The organism is Oryzisolibacter propanilivorax (genome assembly GCF_900103645.1).
Lineage (GTDB): Bacteria > Pseudomonadota > Gammaproteobacteria > Burkholderiales > Burkholderiaceae_C > Melaminivora > Melaminivora propanilivorax.
The window spans coordinates 32,621-49,711 of the sequence record NZ_FNHP01000015.1 but is presented as its reverse complement, the minus strand read 5'-3'; the positions used below and the strand labels follow the sequence as shown (position 1 = coordinate 49,711).

General features: G+C 65.9%; 22 protein-coding genes. 17 read left to right on the top strand and 5 right to left on the bottom strand.

All coding sequences use genetic code 11. From position 1 onward, the window contains the following. Positions 1-1,073: 1,073 nt before the first annotated feature. Positions 1,074-1,355 (bottom strand): type II toxin-antitoxin system YafQ family toxin, encoded by a 282-nt coding sequence (locus tag BLQ61_RS16950; protein ID WP_011114071.1) that lies wholly within the window; start codon positions 1,353-1,355, stop codon positions 1,074-1,076. Continuing rightward, entirely contained in the window at positions 1,342-1,605 is a 264-nt protein-coding gene (locus tag BLQ61_RS16945; protein WP_011114070.1) for a type II toxin-antitoxin system RelB/DinJ family antitoxin, read from the bottom strand. The genes BLQ61_RS16950 and BLQ61_RS16945 overlap by 14 nt, the downstream gene beginning before the upstream one ends. A 172-nt stretch (positions 1,606-1,777) precedes the next feature. Here BLQ61_RS16945 and BLQ61_RS16940 point away from each other — a divergent pair, with 172 nt between their 5' ends. The 13 genes from BLQ61_RS16940 to kfrC all read left to right on the top strand — a co-directional run bounded on the left by BLQ61_RS16940 (position 1,778) and on the right by kfrC (position 9,855). Continuing rightward, a complete protein-coding gene (locus tag BLQ61_RS16940) occupies positions 1,778-2,206 on the top strand; it encodes an antirestriction protein (RefSeq protein ID WP_011114069.1) in 429 nt (142 codons plus the stop codon). Between the two features lie 44 nt (positions 2,207-2,250). After that, positions 2,251-2,469: a hypothetical protein gene (locus tag BLQ61_RS16935; RefSeq protein WP_012478187.1), complete on the top strand. Its 219-nt coding sequence runs from the start codon at positions 2,251-2,253 to the stop codon at positions 2,467-2,469. Positions 2,470-2,480: 11 nt separating this feature from the next. Further along, a complete protein-coding gene (locus BLQ61_RS16930; protein WP_011114068.1) occupies positions 2,481-3,689 on the top strand; it encodes a hypothetical protein in 1,209 nt (402 codons plus the stop codon). Between the two features lie 16 nt (positions 3,690-3,705). After that, positions 3,706-3,963, top strand: coding sequence for a transcriptional repressor KorC (gene korC / locus BLQ61_RS16925; RefSeq protein WP_011114067.1), 258 nt, complete (start codon positions 3,706-3,708; stop codon positions 3,961-3,963). Positions 3,964-4,120: 157 nt separating this feature from the next. Further along, positions 4,121-4,357, top strand: a complete 237-nt coding sequence (gene kleA, locus BLQ61_RS16920) for a stable inheritance protein KleA (RefSeq protein WP_011114066.1) — start codon at positions 4,121-4,123, stop codon at positions 4,355-4,357. A gap of 208 nt (positions 4,358-4,565) precedes the next feature. Further along, a complete protein-coding gene (gene kleE / locus BLQ61_RS16915; protein WP_011114065.1) occupies positions 4,566-4,892 on the top strand; it encodes a KleE stable inheritance protein in 327 nt (108 codons plus the stop codon). Position 4,893: 1 nt separating this feature from the next. Continuing rightward, entirely contained in the window at positions 4,894-5,223 is a 330-nt protein-coding gene (locus BLQ61_RS16910; RefSeq protein WP_011114064.1) for a DUF2761 domain-containing protein, read from the top strand. Between the two features lie 106 nt (positions 5,224-5,329). Continuing rightward, positions 5,330-5,638 (top strand): transcriptional regulator KorA, encoded by a 309-nt coding sequence (locus BLQ61_RS16905; RefSeq protein ID WP_011114062.1) that lies wholly within the window; start codon positions 5,330-5,332, stop codon positions 5,636-5,638. Further along, on the top strand, positions 5,635-6,399 hold the full coding sequence (locus BLQ61_RS16900; RefSeq protein ID WP_011114061.1) for a ParA family protein: 765 nt from the start codon (positions 5,635-5,637) through the stop codon (positions 6,397-6,399). The genes BLQ61_RS16905 and BLQ61_RS16900 overlap by 4 nt, the downstream gene beginning before the upstream one ends. Beyond that, on the top strand, positions 6,396-7,445 hold the full coding sequence (locus BLQ61_RS16895; protein WP_011114060.1) for a transcriptional repressor gene korB: 1,050 nt from the start codon (positions 6,396-6,398) through the stop codon (positions 7,443-7,445). The genes BLQ61_RS16900 and BLQ61_RS16895 overlap by 4 nt, the downstream gene beginning before the upstream one ends. Before the next feature lie 178 nt (positions 7,446-7,623). After that, a complete protein-coding gene (locus tag BLQ61_RS16890) occupies positions 7,624-8,655 on the top strand; it encodes a DNA-binding protein (RefSeq protein WP_011114059.1) in 1,032 nt (343 codons plus the stop codon). Positions 8,656-8,825: 170 nt separating this feature from the next. Further along, a complete protein-coding gene (gene kfrB / locus BLQ61_RS16885; RefSeq protein ID WP_000664557.1) occupies positions 8,826-9,173 on the top strand; it encodes an IncP plasmid survival protein KfrB in 348 nt (115 codons plus the stop codon). A 28-nt stretch (positions 9,174-9,201) separates the two neighbouring features. Continuing rightward, on the top strand, positions 9,202-9,855 hold the full coding sequence (gene kfrC, locus BLQ61_RS16880; protein ID WP_000826922.1) for an IncP plasmid survival protein KfrC: 654 nt from the start codon (positions 9,202-9,204) through the stop codon (positions 9,853-9,855). 202 nt (positions 9,856-10,057) lie between these two features. Here the strand turns inward: kfrC and BLQ61_RS16875 are convergent, their stop codons facing one another. Genes BLQ61_RS16875 through BLQ61_RS16865 form a run of 3 tightly spaced genes read right to left on the bottom strand, consistent with a single transcriptional unit; the run spans position 10,058 to position 11,621 of the window. Beyond that, positions 10,058-10,498: a conjugal transfer protein TraM gene (locus BLQ61_RS16875; protein ID WP_000718516.1), complete on the bottom strand. Its 441-nt coding sequence runs from the start codon at positions 10,496-10,498 to the stop codon at positions 10,058-10,060. Next, entirely contained in the window at positions 10,498-11,223 is a 726-nt protein-coding gene (locus tag BLQ61_RS16870; protein ID WP_011114058.1) for a nucleotide-binding protein, read from the bottom strand. The genes BLQ61_RS16875 and BLQ61_RS16870 overlap by 1 nt, the downstream gene beginning before the upstream one ends. Continuing rightward, entirely contained in the window at positions 11,223-11,621 is a 399-nt protein-coding gene (locus tag BLQ61_RS16865; protein ID WP_001127128.1) for a TraK family protein, read from the bottom strand. Before BLQ61_RS16865 ends, BLQ61_RS16870 begins: the two co-directional genes overlap by 1 nt. 373 nt (positions 11,622-11,994) lie before the next feature. Between BLQ61_RS16865 and traJ the strand changes: the two genes are divergently transcribed. Genes traJ through traF form a run of 4 tightly spaced genes read left to right on the top strand, consistent with a single transcriptional unit; the run spans position 11,995 to position 17,087 of the window. After that, positions 11,995-12,369: a conjugal transfer transcriptional regulator TraJ gene (traJ, locus tag BLQ61_RS16860; RefSeq protein WP_000426567.1), complete on the top strand. Its 375-nt coding sequence runs from the start codon at positions 11,995-11,997 to the stop codon at positions 12,367-12,369. A 34-nt stretch (positions 12,370-12,403) separates the two neighbouring features. Next, positions 12,404-14,644, top strand: coding sequence for a TraI/MobA(P) family conjugative relaxase (gene traI, locus BLQ61_RS16855; protein ID WP_011114057.1), 2,241 nt, complete (start codon positions 12,404-12,406; stop codon positions 14,642-14,644). After that, positions 14,641-16,554, top strand: coding sequence for a type IV secretory system conjugative DNA transfer family protein (locus tag BLQ61_RS16850; protein ID WP_000694765.1), 1,914 nt, complete (start codon positions 14,641-14,643; stop codon positions 16,552-16,554). The genes traI and BLQ61_RS16850 overlap by 4 nt, the downstream gene beginning before the upstream one ends. Then, on the top strand, positions 16,551-17,087 hold the full coding sequence (gene traF / locus BLQ61_RS16845; RefSeq protein WP_006122512.1) for a conjugative transfer signal peptidase TraF: 537 nt from the start codon (positions 16,551-16,553) through the stop codon (positions 17,085-17,087). Before BLQ61_RS16850 ends, traF begins: the two co-directional genes overlap by 4 nt. Positions 17,088-17,091: the final 4 nt, after the last annotated feature.

Below are 17,091 nucleotides of genomic sequence, written 5' to 3'. Positions count from 1 at the left end.
GAAAGTCAATGAAATCAACGATCTACCAACACCACCTCCGCGCCAGTGCTAGCTTTTCGTACCGTCACTTATTGCACTGAAAACGAGGAGACCCCTCACCGGGCCGGTGGCCCTCGCCGCTGGGCTTTGCGGCCCTGACGGGCCTTCCTGGCCCGTTTCCGGGGCCTTCCCTGCCCTGCCCCACCGGCGCGGCCGTTGTGGACAGTTTCGGGACAAGTCGGCCGAGGCCGGCCGGCGCAGCCCTGACGTTGACACTTGAGGGGCAGCGGGGCCGGCGCGATGTTGACACTTGGGGGGCAGCGGCCGATTTCGGCCTGGTCGAGCCGTCCAGGCGGCCGCCGAGGCGGCCTAAGTGCCTGATCGGCATGGAGTTATCCACCGAAGTTGTGGATAACCCTGTTAGGAACCCTGCCCCGGTATTGACACTTGAGGGGCGGCCCTACTGACACTTGAGGGGCGCGGTTCTTGACACTTGAGGGGCAGCGTATTGACACATGGGGGGCTTATCCATTGACACTTGAGGGGCGGCCTCTTCGCGCTTTTCCTTGGCGTGACAACGGTTTACGCGCGTTTTTCGGTCATGCTAACCAGGTTTTTAACCGTCTTTATAACCTTTTTATATAACCAGGTAGTTTTAACCAGAGGCTGGCGAAAAAAACGGCAACACGGCCCAAGCTACCGCGCAGCATGACCGGCCGCCGAAGGGGGGAAACCCCCCTTCTCGATCCCACCCGGCCGCAAGCGGCCTCCCATCCCCCCAGGGGCTACGCCCCTCGGCCGCCTTGCGGCCTCACCCCACAATGGAGCGCCTTCGGCGCTACGGCTTAGGAGAGCCAGGCGCAAGCGCCTGGCGGAAGGCAGTAAGTTCGAGAGCTTGCGAGGGGGCAAAGCCCCCTCACACTCCCCAACCAGGTCGCCGCGGTTCGACCGGCCGCGCGATCCTCAAGCATCGCAGCAGCTCCACCGCCGCAGGTTTTACGCCAAGGAAGGGGGTCGGCCAGCTCGGCCGGTGGCGCGGAAAGCGCCCCTCAAGTGTCAATGAAACGTGAGACGCGGGGCCAGGCCCGCGCCGATCACAAGCCGAGTTCGGAGTGAGAGCCGAGGCGCACCAGGCGCAGCGTGTCGGCGTCGGGCTTCTGGTAGATCAGCACCAGGTCGGGCTTGACGTGGCAATCCCGGTGATCCTTCCAGTCCCCGGTCAGCGCGTGGTCGCGGTGCCGAGGTTCCAGCGGCTGGTCGTCGGCGAGCGCGACCAGGACGGGCACCAGGTCGGCGTCGAGCGTGGCCCGGTGCTGCCCTTTCGCCTCGCGCTTGTAGTCGCGCTTGAACTGGCCGGTGCGCTCAATCTGCCGCATGCAGATCGGCCATCAGATCGTTGACGGTGGCGAAGCGCGGCAGCTTGCCCTTGCGGGCTTCCTTCATCGCCTCGATGGTGGTGGCGTTCGGAATCAGCGGCTCGAAGGGCAGCGCCTTGTCCTGGGCCACCTTCGTGAGCAGCAGCCGCACCGCGTCGGACACGGTAAGGCCCATCGCGGCCAGGACGGCCGCCGCTTCTTCCTTGATCGCGCCGTCGATGCGCGTTTGTACGAGCTGGTTTGCAGCCATGATTGGTTCTCCGGTTGGGTTCGTGAATTACATTGTAATGCACGCCAAGGGAAAGGGCAAGGTTTAGCGGCTAAAACGTTTAGCTAAAGTGCTTGACGATTAGGACATTTTGCCCTAATATAGCACTTGAAGGCCGGGCATTTCGCCCAGGTCAACTACCGGAGAAAGTCCGATGAACACCCAAGAGCAACCCGTTACCGCTTCCCTGGTCGCCGAGGCCCAGCGCCTCGACTTCCTGCCCGCCTACTTCGGCCCGCGTCTGATGATGCGCGGCGAGGCCCTGGTGTATGCCTGGCTTCGCCGGCTCTGCGAACGCTACAGCGGCGCGTATTGGCACTACTACACCTTGTCGGACGGCGGTTTTTACATGGCCCCCGACCTGGCCGACCGCCTGGAGATCGAGGTGGACGGCAACGGCTTCCGAGGCGAGTTGTCGGCCGACGCCGCCGGCATTGTCGCAACCCTGTTCGCGCTGGGTCAGCTCGCGGCCGAGGCCGCCGACACGGACGCCGGCGATGCCCTGATCGACCGCTATCACTTCCTGCGCGGCTTCGCAGCCAGCCACGCCGAGGCGGCCGCGATCTACCGGGCTATTGACTGATGAGGGGCGGCCCCGGCTTCGGCCGGGGCTTCCAGGAGGCGACCATGACCAGGAACAACGCTCCCCAGGCACCGACGAACAGCTACGCGACGGACGGCAAGTGCCACAACGCCGAGCCGGGCACCTACGGCCACGAATGCGGCAAGCCGGCCGCATGGATCGGCACGAACCACAAGGGGTTCAGCTCGGGATTCTGCGACGACTGCAAGCGCCACGGCTACGAAGCCCGCGACGTGATCGCGTGGCGGCGTGCTGACACTTGAGGGGCCGGCCGATGGCGAAGAAACGCAAGACGCCGGCCCAGCCGGGCCAGGACTGGAACGCGCCGGCGGCCGAGCTGCTGGCCGAGCTGCCCACCGACCGCGACGAGCTGCTGGCCGCCGCCGTGGCGGCCGTGGTGGAGATCGACGCGGCGATCATGCGCGGTGACGGTGCGGCCGCCGAGGCGGCCAGCGACCGATACGAGGCCGTCATCTGGAAGATGAACGGCGGAACGCACGTGGGCAGCATGGCCGACCACGACGCGCCCGGCCAGGTCATCGAGCGCCATTGCGCGGCGGTGCCTGGCGACGTGCCCTTGTGGGGCCAGCGCGGCCAGTTCCTGGTCGCGGATGGCGACATGCGCGCCCTGGTGGAGTACGAGGCCGGCTACGGCGGGCCGCTGGGTGCCCACTTCCAGTTCCACGTCATCGACCTGGACAGGCCGTTTATCTCCGAAACGGGCTACCGCTCGCACTTCGACACGGCGCAGGGCTGCATGACGGTGGACGAGGTTGCGCGCGGCATCCTGGCTGCGCAGCGAGCCGAGAAGAAGCGCCCGGTGATGGTCGAGGCCAGCTACCGCGACCGCCTGGCCGATGCTCCCCTGCCCGCTTGGCTGGCCGGCTTGGAGCCGCCGGCGCGGCGCGCACCGGCGACCGTCCTGGTGCCGCCGGGGTTCGTCCTGGTCGATGTGGTGCTGCCCTCGCATCGGGCCTTCATCGCCAGGCGCTGGGCGGCCGAGGCCGCGACCAGGATCAAGGCGGCCAGGGCCGCCGGGTTGGACGCCAAGGGAAAAATCACCGGCGCAGGCCCGGAGCGAGATCCCGCATCGCCAGAAACGACGATGACCTGCAGCATCGTCAAAGCCGACGATGCCGAGCCGGGCGAGGGCGGGCCTGTATCGCCGGAAACAACGATGCCGCGAGCGAGCGCGGCAACCTGCAGCATCGCCAGGAATGGCGATGGAGGCCCGGCCGACCTGGTGGAGTTCAAGCCCGGCCAGCGGTGCGAGATCGTGAGCGTCCATCACCCGGTTTTCGACCGCTACATCGGCAAGCGCATCATCATCGTGAAGGTGCATCCCGACACCCGCCAGGTGTGGGCGCACGACGACAGGCCGGTAACGTACAAGACCAATCGCGCAGGCCGGCGCGTGGTCGATTCAGACCCGAGCTGCATCCAGTCGATCTACGGCTTCGACCAGTTGCGGCTTATCACTTGACCAGGAGAACGAACGAATGACGAACGACGCCAATATCCGGCTGGAGTGCTTGAAGCCGGCCGAACGCTGGGCGCAACCGACCGGCGAGGAAGTCCGAGAGGTGCTGCGCCTGGCCGGGTTCAGCGGCAGCAAGGCCGCGAAGGCGCTGGGGCTGGGCGCGAAGGGCGACCGCACGATCCGCCGCTGGATCGGCGAGGACACCCCGATTCCCTATGCGGCATGGGCGATCCTGTGCGACCAGGCCGGGCTGGGCGTGATCTGGAAAGAGGATTGACGCCAAGGGAAAGGTTTTAGCGGCTAAAGTTTAGCCTTCGGATTCCGGTAAAGCGAAAAAAGTTTAGCTAAAGTGCTTGACAGGTTAGGGCATTTTGCCCTAATATAGCACTTGAAGGCCGGGCACATTGCCCAGGTCAACTACCGGAGAAAGTCCGATGAGCGACAACAAGATTATGCCCTGGATTGACGAGCTGGAGGGCGCGGCAGCGACCGACTTCCCGGCCCGCCGTGACGAGATCGCGGCCATGATGGCCGAGGCGGCCGAGCTGGTGTGCAAAGCCGAGGAACTGCGCGGCAAGGCGTACTTCGCCGGATGCTCCCTGGAGGGGCAGGCCAAGGGCCATTGGTCGATGGAAGCCGTCGAGCAGGCCAAGCGCCGGGCCGGCTGGTAAGAGCACATGGCCCGGTCGGCAACGGCCGGGCCTATCGAGGACGCCAAGAAGGAGTATTGCGTGAGCCGAGGCAAGATCAAGGGCGGCCCCAGGTGGAGGAACGCCCCGGAGTGATCCGGGGCGCTTGGCCTGGTGCTGGCACACCGTAACCATGCTTCCGAGTGGGAGCACCCAGCATTCAACACGTAAGCGCGTGGAGGGTCAAGCTATGTCCAACATCATCAAGTTCCCCAAGGAGATCGAGCAGCCCGCCGCGCCCGCGCCGGTGGAGCCTGCCGCCGCGTCTGCTGCCCCCAACAAGGCCCCCGGTGCTGGCCTGCTGGCCGGCCTGGTCAAGTTCGTATGGGTGGCGACCGTGCTGGTCTGGCCGATCCTCAAGTGGGTGCTGTCGATTGCCACCTTCTTCCAGTTCGTGCGGATGCTCTACCACTGGAACACGCCTGGCGTGTATGCCGGTTGGTCGTTCCTGGCGTACTTCGCGGTGCTGACCGCGATCACCTACTTCGTTTCGATCTACAAGCCGAAGGGGCTTTGACATGAAAAAACAGACCCTACCCTACCCGCCGGGATTCGTGGAGCCGAACACCGGCCGGGTGGCCGTCCTGGTGCGCGAGTACGCGGCCAGCGACTTGAACGGCGATGCGCCGGCCTATTGGTACAGCGCGCAATCCGAGGAATGGGGCCTTGACCCCTGGCGACTGGTGGAAGGCGTCGATCCGCACACCGCCGGCGGTCAGTTCGACGTGTGCTTTGCCAACGGTTCGAGCCGCACGGTCGGCCCGCTGATGACGTTCTTCATGAGTGCCGCTGACGCGGCCAGGTTGAACGCCAAGAAAGAAGATCACGCGCCCATTTTTAGCCGCTAAAACGCTTGACGCGGGCGGCGAGTTTAGCTAAACTTCTGCACATGGTCGGCGGCTGGCACCGCCTTTTGTTCAACAACCGGGTGTGGAGTTTATATGGGTGTTCTCCATGAAGAAACGGCTAACCGAAGCCCAATTCCAGGCGGCGATCAAGGGCCTGGAGATCGGGCAACAGACCATCGACATAGCGCGCGGCGTGCTGGTCGATGGAAGGCCCCAGGCCGAGTTTGTGGCCTCGCTGGGGCTGACCAAGGGGGCGGTATCGCAAGCGGTCAGCCGCGTGTGGGCAGTGGCGGGGGAAGTGCTCCCGCAGGGCTTCGAGCGGGTGACGGCGGTACTGCCGGAGCATCAAGCGTTCATCGTCAAGCGTTGGGAAGCCGACGCCAAGGGAAAGAGGAAACAGGAACCCAACTCATGAAAACACTGGTCACGGCAATTCAGAAAGGCGGTCAAGGCAAGACGTTCGCAACCTGCCACCTGGCGTTCGACTTCCAGGAGCGCGGCCTTCGGGTTGCAGTGATCGACCTGGACACCCAGGGCAATGCGAGCTGGACGCTGGCCGGCCACGACTCGGGCTATCCCGCCAGTCGCATGTTCACCGCCGGCGGCGACGAGCTGCGCGCCTGGTTCGCTGACCGGGAGGATGACGGCCTGGCGCTGATCGCGGCAGACGCCAACCTGGCGAACCTGGACAAGATGGAGCTTTCCCAGGCGGCCGCCGCGCTGCGGGCCAGTGTGGCCGCGCTGGGCGAGTTCTTCGACGTGTGCCTGATCGACACGGCCCCCTCCCTTGGCGTCGCCATGACGGCGGCCGTGCTGACGGCCGACTACATGCTGTCGCCCATCGAAATGGAGGCGTACAGCTTGCAGGGCATGAAGAAGATGGTCGCGGTCATCAGCAACCTGCGCAAGCAGAACCCCAAGCTGCGCTTCCTCGGCATGGTGCCGAACAAGGTGGACGCGCGGAAGCCGCGCCACGTCAACAACCTGGCGACGTTGCAGCAGGCATACCCGCAGCTCATCTTGCCGTTCAGCATCGGCGCGCGTGACAGCATCGCCGAGGCGCTGGGCGAGCAGATGCCGGTGTGGAAGATCAAGAAGACCGCCGCGCGGAAGGCCACCCAGGAGGTGCGTGCGCTGGCGGATTACGTGTTCACGAAGATGGAGATCGCGCAATGAGCGCCAAGACCAACGCCAAGAAGAAGGAGCAGGACAAGCCGCAATCGTCCGGGCTGGGCCTGGACGGGCTGGGCGACCTGGCCGGCCTGCTGAACGAGCAGCCGGCGGCCAACGCCGGCGGCGCAGGCCCGCAGGAGCTGCCGCTTGACCTGATCGACGAAGACCCGCACCAGCCGCGCACGGCCGACAACCCCGGCTTCTCGCCGGAGAGCATCGCGGAGATCGGCGAGACGATCAAAGCGCGCGGCGTGAAGTCGCCCATCAGCGTGCGCGAGAACCCGGACGCACCGGGGCGCTACCTCATCAACCACGGCGCGCGGCGCTATCGCGGCTCGAAGTGGGCGCACAAGACCACGATCCCGGCCTTCATCGACAACGACTACAACGAGGCCGACCAGGTTATCGAGAACCTGCAACGCAACGAGCTGACGGCGCGTGAGATCGCCGACTTCATCGGCCGCGAGCTGGCGAAGGGCAAGAAGAAGGGCGAGATCGCCAAGGAGATCGGCAAGTCGCCGGCCTTCGTCACGCAGCACGTCACGCTGCTGGACTTGCCCGAACCCATTGCCGAGGCGTTCAATAGCGGCCGGGGCAAGGACGTGACTGTCATCAACGAGCTGGTGACGGCCTACAAGAAGAACCCCGACGAGGTGGCCGCCTGGCTGGCCGACGACAGCCAGGAGCTGACGCGCGGCTCGGTGAAGCTGCTGCGCGAGTTCCTGGAGGACAAGCGCAGTCACGAGGACGGCGACCGTGATCCCAACACCGTCGATGCGCTGACCGGCAAGACCGACGCCGAGGCCGGCGACGGCGAGCAGGGGCCGCAGGATGATGACGCCAAGGGGAAGAAGGAGCCGAAGGAGGCCGACCCCGACAAGCTCAAGAAGGCCATCATCCAGGTCAAGCACGACGACCGGCCGGCACGGCTGATCCTCAACCGCCGGCCCCCGGCCGAGGGCTGGGCCTGGCTCAAATACGAGGATGACGGCCAGGAGTTCGAGGCCGACCTTGGCACCGTGCAGCTTGTCGCGCTGCTGGAGGGCTGACACGCCCAGCGCCGGGCATCGCCGACCACCGACCCCCACCCATCGCCCCGCCATCGAGCGGGGCTTTTTTTGCCCGCGTTTTAGCCGCTAAAAAAAGTTCAGCTAAACCGCTTGCGTAGTGTTGTATGTTGTAGTATGCTTCACGCTACAACATACAACCGGCCAAAGGAGGCCCGACATGGCGATCTCGAAGGAGCAGATATTTGCGGTGGCCGACGAACTGGACGCGGCCGGCCAGAACCCCACGCTGGCGAACGTGCGCAAGCAGCTCGGCAGCGGCAGCTTCACCACCATCAGCGAGGCGATGAACGAGTGGCGCGCACGCAAGGCCAGCCAGGCCGCCCCGATCCGCGAGCCGGCACCGCAGGCGATCACTGACAAGCTGGCCGAGCTGGGCGGCGACTTGTGGGCCGTGGCGCTGGAAATGGCGAACAACCGCCTGGCCGCCGAGCGCGAGGCGCTGGAGGCCGTGCGCCAGGAGACGGAAGCAGCGCGCCAGGAAGCCGCAGAGCTGGCCGACCAGCTCACCGGCGAGCTGGACGAGGCCAAGGCCCGCATCGCGGCCCTGGAGGCCGTCGAGGCGGCCGCCAAGGGCGAGGCCGACGAGCTGCGCGGCAAGCTCGCGGCGACCAGCGAGCGCGCGGCCACGGCCGAGGCCAGGGCCGGCGAGCTGCGCACGGAGCTGGATCACGCCCATCAGGAAGCCCGCCAGGCGCGCGCAGAGCGCGACAAGGCCCAGGAGAGGGCCACGGCCAGCGCCGACCAGGTGGAGGCCCTGCGGGCCGACCTCGCGGCCGCGAACAGCCGTACCGCCGAGATCGAGCGCCGCGCCGGCGAGCTGCGTGCCGACCTGGAGCGGGCGAACCAGGCGACCGACCAGGCGCGCGCCGCTCAGGCCGAGCAGCGGAAGGCCACCGAGGCGGCCGCCGCCGAGCGCGACCAGGTGCGCGCGGAGCTGGTGAAGGTGCAGGCCAAGGCCGAGGCGGCCGAGCAGGCCCACCAGGAGCAGCGCAAGGCGATGGCGGCCGAGGCACACCGCCAGGCCGAGCGGCTGACCGCCGCCCAGGGCGAGCGCGACCAGGCGAAGCGCGACGCTGCCCAGGCCCGCGAGGAAGCGGCCGGGCTTCGCGGCCGGCTGGAGGCCCTGGAAACCGTCATGGCGCAAGGCCGGGCGGCCGATCCGACCAGCGGCGGACGCAAAAAGACCTGATAAATCGGTTGGTTTTCCTTAAAATTACCCTGGAACCCTGACAAAACGCACAACCCGGCCGCTGGGAAGAGCCGGCCTCGCTTTGCCGAGGTCGGCTTTTTTGTTGGAGCGCGGCTTGCATGGGGCCACCATCACCCTTTTGAGAACTACGGCAACCATAGGAGTGCCCGATGAAAGAACGCCTCTTGGTCATGAACGGTCAACGCATCGTTCAGGCCGAAAAGGACGGCGCTTGGACGAATCAGAAAGTAGACAAGGCGGGCGCGTTGAAGCCCGGCATCTACAACCTGTACACGGCCCAAGCGGCCGACAAGAAGCAGACCCACGCCGGCGTGATCGTTCATGCCGACGCCACCAACGTGTACCAGCAGATCGGCAAGAACTTTGTCATGCACGCTCGGTCAGATTTCGATAAAGTACCTGAAATTGGGAGCGCAAAGAGCATCAGCTACAACGCCCAGGGCAAGGCGGCAGTCGCCGCAGAGGCCCCGAAACTGACGCGGGGGCGCTCCATGTAGCTTTAGCGGCTAAAAAGGAGGCACGCCCTTGAAACGACTCACCATCCCCGGCAGCGGCACCGAGAGCCGCGCCACCAAGCCGGCCCGCGTCAGCGCGCCGGCCACCCTCGGCGGTGCCGCCTTCGGCGCTTCGCGCGAGGACACCGGAGCCGACTTGCTGGAGGCCGCCCAGGCGGCCGAGATCGAGCAGCAGGCCACCCTAGAGGCGGCCCCGGTCGAGCAGTCCTACCCCGAAACCCTGGCGCTCTACGTGCAGGCCAAGCACGACCAGGTGGAGCACATCGAGGACAGGCTAGAAAACCTGATCGACCGGCAGCAGGCCCGTTTGCAGCAGACCCAGGCGTCCGCGCCTGGCCGGCTTTCCTTGCCCGGCTCTAAGCGAGCCTGGCAGAACCAGCAGGCGCAGCAGCAGGCCCGCTTGCAGACGCTTCACGCGCGCCTGGAGGCCGTCCGCGAGATCAAGGAAGGCATGGGCCTGCACTCGCCGAAGATCGAAGAGCTGGCGACGCGCAAGATGCGCGCCGAGAACCCCGAGCTGGCTTCCGATTGGGATGCCATGCGCGAGGCCGCCCGCCGGCATGAGCTGCTGATGCGCAAGCAGGAGCAGGAGCGCAAGCAATCCCAGGCCCAGGAGCGGCCAGGGAGATCGCAGTCCTTGGGCCTGTCAGCCAGGCCCGCATAAAAACGAAGCCCGGCGGTCGCCGGGCTTTTTTCTCGAGCATCGCCATTTCTGGCGAGGGAGGCCCGCCGAGGGCCTGGTGGAATCATCCTGCAGCATCGTCACAAGCGACGATGCCGGGAGCTGGCCAGCATCGCCGAACCTGGCGATGCCGCCGGCGCGGTCGACCATCGCCAGTTCTGACGATGAGATCCCGCATCGCCATCTACAGCGAGGCCCACAGGGCCAGGCCGGCGGCCACGACCGCCATGCCGGCCGCGACCATGTTCATCATGGCGACGCGCCGCGCCTCGCGGATCGGCGCGACGAGCTGCGCCGTCACCGCCTCAACCTCACGCCGCACGGCCTCGGCGGCCGCCTTCGCGCCCTCCTGCATTCCCCGCGTCATGGCGTCCTTGCTGGCCGCCAACGCCGCGTTGAGCGTCCTTTCCGCCTTTCCCTTGGCGTCATCACCCCATCGGTGGGCGATGGACTCCAGTTCCGACTTGAAGGCGTCCAAGATTTCCTGCTGGGCCGATGCGCTGTCCTGCATCAGCTTCATGTTGATGGTCTGGAGGATCAAGATCGGATCGTCGCGGCCCACGGCGATGCCGTGCTTGGCCGCGATCTCCCGTATCAGCTCCTCGATCTTGTCGTCGGCCGCCATCAGAGCACCGCCGCGTTTTCGAGCTGGGCGAAGAGCTGGGTTTTCACGATCTTGAGCCGCTGCCGCGTCATGATCGTGAGCGCCGAATCGGCCAGGGCCTCATCGAAGGTGCGCCGATCCTGGAGCATTTCGGCGAAGTCGCGGCCGTAGGTTTCCTCTTTCAGCGCCGGAATCTGGATGATGGCGGACACACGGCCCTTGTTGGTCGTGTACGCCTTCAACTGCTCGAACCCCTTGCCCTCGTGCTCGATTGGCCCCCAATACGGGTTCAGCCAGACCACGAACAGGCATTCGGCCGGGAACTGGCTGGCGAGCTGGGCGAAGCCGCTCACCGTGTCCACCAGGGCCTGGCCGCCGGTGACGACCGTATGCACCACGAGTTCGTGGCCCATGTCCTGGAGCAGCGCCGGCACCTGGTTGCTGATGAGGTAGTGCGACAGCGGCACGAACGAGCTGGCCCCGTTGTCGATGATGACGTCGCCCTCGGCCGACGCGATCATCTCGACCAGGGCGTCGAAATTCCGGGTGTTGATCTCGTCGCCGTCCATGATGTTGAGCCGGCGCACGTTGAGGGCTTTGTAGCCCTCGAACGTCGCGTTCACCGGATCGGTGTCGATGCAAAGCGGCTTCTGTCCCTTGCCGGCTTTGTACTGCGCGATGGTGGCCGCGATCATCGACTTGCCGACGCCGCCCTTGCCTTGCAGAACCATGTGAATTTTCGCCATTACAGTAAATCCTCTTTCTTTGGAGTCGCATCAAACGTGAAGCCGCCGATCTTGGGCGGCTCACTCTTGGATTCCGAGGCCGGCGGGGCGGCCTTCGGCTCGGGCTTCGCGCCCTTGGGCTGGCTGTCCGGGGGAGTGGCGGGAGGCGGCGGGGAAGCTACCGGCGCGGCCTTGATGTACCGCTTCACGTGCTGGGTGAAGGTTTCGTACCGACAGCGCAGCCGGCCGGTTTCCTTCATGTGCTCCCAGATCGTTTTCATCGCATAGCCCGCATCGAGCGCCGCTTGAACGTCGCTCTTGACGGCCAGGAACGCGACCACGTGCTTGTCCTGGCGCGGCTTCTTGGCTTCCCGTCCCTTCACCCATTCAGCCAGCTCTTCGGGGTAGGTCTTTGGCATCGTGTTCGTCCATCTAATCCTCTCATCGCAAATGTAACGCTACTAAGCGGCGCTACGGAAACGCAAAAAGTCCGCTATCGGCGTGCATTGGCACGCTTCGATAGCGGCATTATGGGCCATTGTGGCGGTTTTCGCTATATCCGTTGCTGCTTTTGCGGCCTGATAGCGCGATAGTTGCGGATAAATCGTAATGGCTGGTGTAGACTTTCCTTGGTGTTATTAACGCCGTAAGGCGGGCAGGATGTGTGAAGTTAGCTAACCGGCGAGCCGGTTATCTATCTTCACTGTCCCTTATTCGCGCCGGGGGCGCTCAACGGGTCATCCTGCTCTGCGAGGCAGCCGGCTACCGCCGGCATGAGAGACGAGGCGAGGCATGGAGAACGACGAAAAGGAACACGGCCGCCGGCGGCGGCAGCACCTGCGGGTGCCGGTGTTCCCCGAAGAGAAAGACGAGATCGAGGCGAACGCCAAGAGGGCGGGCGTCAGCGTGGCGCGCTATCTGCGCGACGTGGGCCAGGGCTACCAGATCAAGGGCGTCATGGACTACCAGCACGTGCGCGAGCTGGTGCGCGTCAACGGCGACCTTGGCCGCCTTGGCGGCCTGCTCAAGCTCTGGCTGACCGATGACGTGCGAACGCTCCAGTTCGGCGAGGCGACCATCCTGGCCCTGCTGGGCCGGATCGAGGCCACCCAGGACGAAATGAGCCGGATCATGAAGGCCGTGGTTCAGCCGAGGGCCGAGCCTTGACTTCTTTAGCGGCTAAAAAGCCGGAGGGGCGGCCATGATCGCCAAGCACGTGCCGATGCGCTCGCTTGGCAAGAGCGACTTCGCGGGCCTGGCGAACTACATCACCGACGCCCAAAGCAAAGACCACCGGCTGGGCCACGTGCAGGCGACGAACTGCGAAGCCGGTTCCATCCAGGACGCCATCACGGAGGTGCTGGCGACCCAGCACACGAACACCCGCGCGAAGGGCGACAAGACCTACCACCTGATCGTCAGCTTCCGGGCCGGCGAGCAGCCCAGCGCCGACACCTTGCGCGCGATTGAGGAACGCATCTGCGTCGGGCTGGGTTATGGCGAGCATCAGCGAATCAGTGCCGTCCACAACGACACCGACAACCTGCACATCCACATCGCCATCAACAAGATTCACCCGACGCGGCACACGATGCACGAGCCGTACTACCCGCACCGGGCGCTGGCGGAACTCTGCACGGCCCTGGAGCGCGACTACGGCCTGGAGCGCGACAACCACGAGCCGCGCAAGCGCGGCGCGGAGGGCCGGGCCGCCGACATGGAGCGGCATGCCGGCGTTGAAAGCCTGGTCGGCTGGATCAAGCGCGAGTGCCTGGACGAGATCAAGGGCGCGCAGTCCTGGCAGGAACTGCACCAGGTCATGCGGGACAACGGAATGGAGCTGCGCGTCCGCGCCAATGGCCTCGTGTTCGAGGCCGGCGACGGAACGATGGTGAAGGCGAGCACAGTAGCCCGCGACCTTTCCAAGCCGAGCCTGGAGGCGCGGCTTGGCCCGTTCGAGGCTTCGCCCGAACGGCAGGCGCAAACCACCGCGAAGCGGCAGTACCGCAAAGACCCCATCCGCCTTCGCGTCAACACCGTGGAGCTGTACGCGAAGTACAAGGCCGAGCAGCAGAGCTTGACCACGGCGCGCGCCCAGGCCCTGGAGCGCGCCCGGCATCGCAAGGATCGGCTGATCGAGGCGGCCAAGAGGTCGAACCGCCTGCGCCGCGCCACGATTAAGGTGGTCGGCGAGGGCCGCGCGAACAAGAAGCTGCTGTACGCCCAGGCGAGCAAGGCCCTGCGCAGCGAACTCCAGGCGATCAACAAGCAGTTCCAGCAGGAGCGCACGGCCCTCTACGCCGAGCACAGCCGGCGCACGTGGGCCGACTGGCTCAAGAAGGAGGCGCAGCACGGCGGCGCCGACGCCCTGGCCGCCCTGCGCGCCCGCGAGGCGGCCCAGGGCCTCAAGGGCAACACCATCCGGGGCGAGGGCCAGGCGAAGCCCGGCCACGCGCCGGCGGTGGACAACATCACGAAGAAGGGGACGATCATCTTCCGCGCCGGCATGAGCGCCGTGCGCGATGACGGTGACCGCCTGCAAGTCTCCCGCGAGGCCACGCGCGAAGGGCTGCAAGAAGCCCTGCGCCTGGCGATGCAACGCTACGGCAACCGCATCACCGTCAACGGCACGGTGGAGTTCAAGGCGCAGATGATCCGCGCCGCCGTCGATTCCCAGCTACCCATCACCTTCACCGATCCGGCTCTTGAGAGCCGGCGGCAGGCGCTTTTGAACAAGGAGAACACCCATGAGCGAACCGAAAGACCAGAGCATCGAGGACGAACTGGACGCGGCGCTGGCGGCCCTGGACAGCGGCCCGCTGCCGACCAGCACGCTACCGGAGCCGCAGCCGTCGCCCGAGCAGGCGACGGCCGGCCAGCCGCCGGCCGAGGCGACCGCGCCGACGCCGGCCTTCACGCCGCCACCGTCCACCGGAAGCCCGACGTTGGACGCCTTGGAAGAAAACCGCCGCCCCAAAGCCAGCACCGTTTGCGAGCACTGTCCGAACTCGGTGTGGTTCGCATCGCCGGCGGAAGTGAAGTGCTATTGCCGCGTGATGTTCCTCGTCACGTGGAGCAGCAAGGAACCCAACCAGATCACGCACTGCGACGGGGAATTTCTCGGCCAGGAACAGGAGTAGGCCAGACGCCGCCGGGCGTCGCCGCCGCCGACAAGTACATCGCCGAACGCGAGGCAAAGCGCCTAAAAGGTTTCGATATACCGAAGCATTCCCGATATACTGCCGGTGATGGTGCGCTCACGTTCCAGGGCACCAGGACTATCGAGGGCCAGGCGCTGGCCCTCTTGAAACGAGGTGATGAGGTCATGGTTATGCCCATCGACCAGGCCACGGCCCGGCGCTTGACGCGCATCGCGGTCGGCGATGCCGTCTCGATCACCGCGAAAGGCTCCATCAAAACGTCGAAAGGAAGGAGTAGATGAAGATCAAGATGAACAACGCGGTAGGGCCGCAAGTCCGAACCGCCAAACCGAAGCCGAGCAAGCTGCTGCCGGTGCTGGGCGCGGCCTCGATGGTCGGCGGCCTCCAGGCCGCGACGCAGTTCTTCGCCCACACGTTCGCCTATCACGCGACCCTCGGCCCCAACGTGGGCCACGTGTACGCGCCCTGGTCGATCCTGCACTGGACGTACAAGTGGTACAGCCAGTACCCGGACGAGATCATGAAGGCCGGCAGCATGGGGATGCTGGTTTCGACCGTGGGCCTGCTGGGCGTGGCCGTGGCGAAGGTCGTCACGTCCAACAGCTCGAAGGCGAACGAGTACCTGCACGGCTCGGCCCGCTGGGCCGAGAAGAAGGACATTCAGGCGGCCGGCCTGCTGCCACGCGAGCGCAACGTCCTGGAGATCGTCACCGGCAAGGCCGCACCCACGGCTACCGGCGTGTACGTGGGCGGCTGGCAGGACAAGGACGGCAATTTCTTCTACCTGCGGCACAGCGGCCCCGAGCACGTGCTGACCTACGCGCCCACGCGCTCGGGCAAGGGCGTCGGCCTGGTGGTGCCCACGCTGCTGTCGTGGGGCGCGAGCAGCGTCATCACCGACTTGAAGGGCGAGTTGTGGGCCTTGACCGCCGGCTGGCGGCAGAAGCACGCCAAGAACAAGGTGCTGCGCTTCGAGCCGGCCAGCACCTCGGGCGGCGTCTGCTGGAATCCGCTGGACGAAATCCGCCTCGGCACCGAATACGAGGTGGGTGACGTGCAGAACCTTGCCACGCTGATCGTTGACCCGGACGGCAAGGGCCTGGACTCGCACTGGCAGAAGACCGCCTTCGCGCTCCTGGTCGGCGTGATCCTGCACGCGCTGTACAAGGCCAAGGACGATGGCGGCACCGCCACGCTGCCGTCCGTCGATGCGATGCTGGCCGACCCGAACCGGGACATTGGCGAGCTTTGGATGGAAATGGCGACCTACGGGCACGTAGACGGCCAGAACCATCACGCCATCGGCTCGGCGGCCCGCGACATGATGGATCGGCCCGAGGAAGAAGCCGGATCGGTGCTGTCCACGGCCAAGTCGTACCTGGCCCTGTACCGCGACCCCGTGGTGGCCCGCAACGTCAGCCGGTCGGACTTCCGCATCAAGCAGTTGATGCACGAGGACGACCCGGTAAGCCTCTACATTGTCACCCAGCCCAACGATAAGGCCCGCCTGCGGCCGCTGGTGCGCGTCATGGTGAACATGATCGTGCGCCTGCTGGCCGACAAGATGGACTTCGAGGGCGGCCGGCCGGTGGCGCACTACAAGCACCGGCTCTTGATGATGCTGGACGAGTTCCCGAGCCTCGGGAAGCTGGAGATCATGCAAGAGTCGCTGGCCTTCGTGGCCGGCTACGGCATCAAGTGCTACCTCATCTGCCAGGACATTAACCAGCTCAAGAGCCGCGAGACGGGCTACGGCCACGACGAAAGCATCACGTCGAACTGCCACGTGCAGAACGCCTACCCGCCCAACCGCGTCGAGACGGCCGAACACCTGTCCCGCCTCACCGGGCAGACCACCGTGGTGAAGGAGCAGATCACGACCAGCGGCCGCCGCACGGCGGCGATGCTGGGCCAGGTGTCGCGCACTTACCAGGAAGTGCAGCGGCCCTTGCTGACGCCCGACGAATGCCTGCGCATGCCGGGGCCAAAGAAGAACGCCCAGGGCGAGATCGAAGAAGCCGGCGACATGGTGATCTACGTCGCGGGCTACCCGGCGATCTACGGCAAGCAACCCCTGTACTTCAAAGACCCAGTGTTCTCGGCACGCGCCGCGATCCCTGCGCCCAAGGTCAGCGACCGCCTGCGCGCCGTCGCACAGGCCGAGACGGAAGGGGAGGGCATCACGATATGAGCCGCATCCTGAAACGCATCGCGGCAGGCGTCGTCATCGCGGGCGTGGCCGCCCTGCTGCTGGCCGCCGGCGGCTATGCCGCCGGTGCCCGCGTGAACACCACCAAGAGCATTCCGGTCGGCCTGTACTGGACGAGCAGCGCGCCGGTGGAGAAGGGGGCCTACGTCCTCTTCTGCCCGCCGCAGCTCGGCGTGTTCGATGACGCCAAGGAGAGGGGCTACATCGGGGCCGGCTTCTGCCAGGGCGGCTACGGCTACATGATGAAGCGCGTTTTAGCCGCTAAAGACGATGCCGTCGCCGTCGCCGATGACGGCGTGCGCGTCAACGGCGAGCTGCTGCCCCTCAGCGCGCCGATCAAGGCCGACAAGGCCGGTCGGCCGCTGCCGCGCTATCAGTCCAACAGCTACACGCTCGGCAATTCCGAGGTGCTGCTTATGTCGGACGTGAGCGCCACATCCTTCGACGGCCGCTACTTCGGCCCGATCAATCGTTCGCAAATCAAGACCGTGATCCGTCCGGTCATCACCTGGTAGGGAG

Bases quoted from the DNA above. Each gene is read 5' to 3' on its own strand.
- BLQ61_RS16900 (WP_011114061.1), top strand. From the start codon at position 5,635: ATGAAAACACTGGTCACGGCAATTCAGAAAGGCGGTCAAGGCAAGACG.
- korC (WP_011114067.1), top strand. From the start codon at position 3,706: ATGACGAACGACGCCAATATCCGGCTGGAGTGCTTGAAGCCGGCCGAA.
- BLQ61_RS16850 (WP_000694765.1), top strand. From the start codon at position 14,641: ATGAAGATCAAGATGAACAACGCGGTAGGGCCGCAAGTCCGAACCGCC.
- BLQ61_RS16865 (WP_001127128.1), bottom strand. From the start codon at position 11,621: ATGCCAAAGACCTACCCCGAAGAGCTGGCTGAATGGGTGAAGGGACGG.
- BLQ61_RS16910 (WP_011114064.1), top strand. From the start codon at position 4,894: ATGAAAAAACAGACCCTACCCTACCCGCCGGGATTCGTGGAGCCGAAC.
- BLQ61_RS16890 (WP_011114059.1), top strand. From the start codon at position 7,624: ATGGCGATCTCGAAGGAGCAGATATTTGCGGTGGCCGACGAACTGGAC.
- kleE (WP_011114065.1), top strand. From the start codon at position 4,566: ATGTCCAACATCATCAAGTTCCCCAAGGAGATCGAGCAGCCCGCCGCG.
- BLQ61_RS16950 (WP_011114071.1), bottom strand. From the start codon at position 1,355: ATGCGGCAGATTGAGCGCACCGGCCAGTTCAAGCGCGACTACAAGCGC.
- kfrB (WP_000664557.1), top strand. From the start codon at position 8,826: ATGAAAGAACGCCTCTTGGTCATGAACGGTCAACGCATCGTTCAGGCC.
- BLQ61_RS16940 (WP_011114069.1), top strand. From the start codon at position 1,778: ATGAACACCCAAGAGCAACCCGTTACCGCTTCCCTGGTCGCCGAGGCC.
- traI (WP_011114057.1), top strand. From the start codon at position 12,404: ATGATCGCCAAGCACGTGCCGATGCGCTCGCTTGGCAAGAGCGACTTC.
- BLQ61_RS16895 (WP_011114060.1), top strand. From the start codon at position 6,396: ATGAGCGCCAAGACCAACGCCAAGAAGAAGGAGCAGGACAAGCCGCAA.
- traJ (WP_000426567.1), top strand. From the start codon at position 11,995: ATGGAGAACGACGAAAAGGAACACGGCCGCCGGCGGCGGCAGCACCTG.
- BLQ61_RS16930 (WP_011114068.1), top strand. From the start codon at position 2,481: ATGGCGAAGAAACGCAAGACGCCGGCCCAGCCGGGCCAGGACTGGAAC.
- BLQ61_RS16945 (WP_011114070.1), bottom strand. From the start codon at position 1,605: ATGGCTGCAAACCAGCTCGTACAAACGCGCATCGACGGCGCGATCAAG.
- BLQ61_RS16905 (WP_011114062.1), top strand. From the start codon at position 5,330: ATGAAGAAACGGCTAACCGAAGCCCAATTCCAGGCGGCGATCAAGGGC.
- kleA (WP_011114066.1), top strand. From the start codon at position 4,121: ATGAGCGACAACAAGATTATGCCCTGGATTGACGAGCTGGAGGGCGCG.
- BLQ61_RS16935 (WP_012478187.1), top strand. From the start codon at position 2,251: ATGACCAGGAACAACGCTCCCCAGGCACCGACGAACAGCTACGCGACG.
- BLQ61_RS16870 (WP_011114058.1), bottom strand. From the start codon at position 11,223: ATGGCGAAAATTCACATGGTTCTGCAAGGCAAGGGCGGCGTCGGCAAG.
- BLQ61_RS16875 (WP_000718516.1), bottom strand. From the start codon at position 10,498: ATGGCGGCCGACGACAAGATCGAGGAGCTGATACGGGAGATCGCGGCC.
- traF (WP_006122512.1), top strand. From the start codon at position 16,551: ATGAGCCGCATCCTGAAACGCATCGCGGCAGGCGTCGTCATCGCGGGC.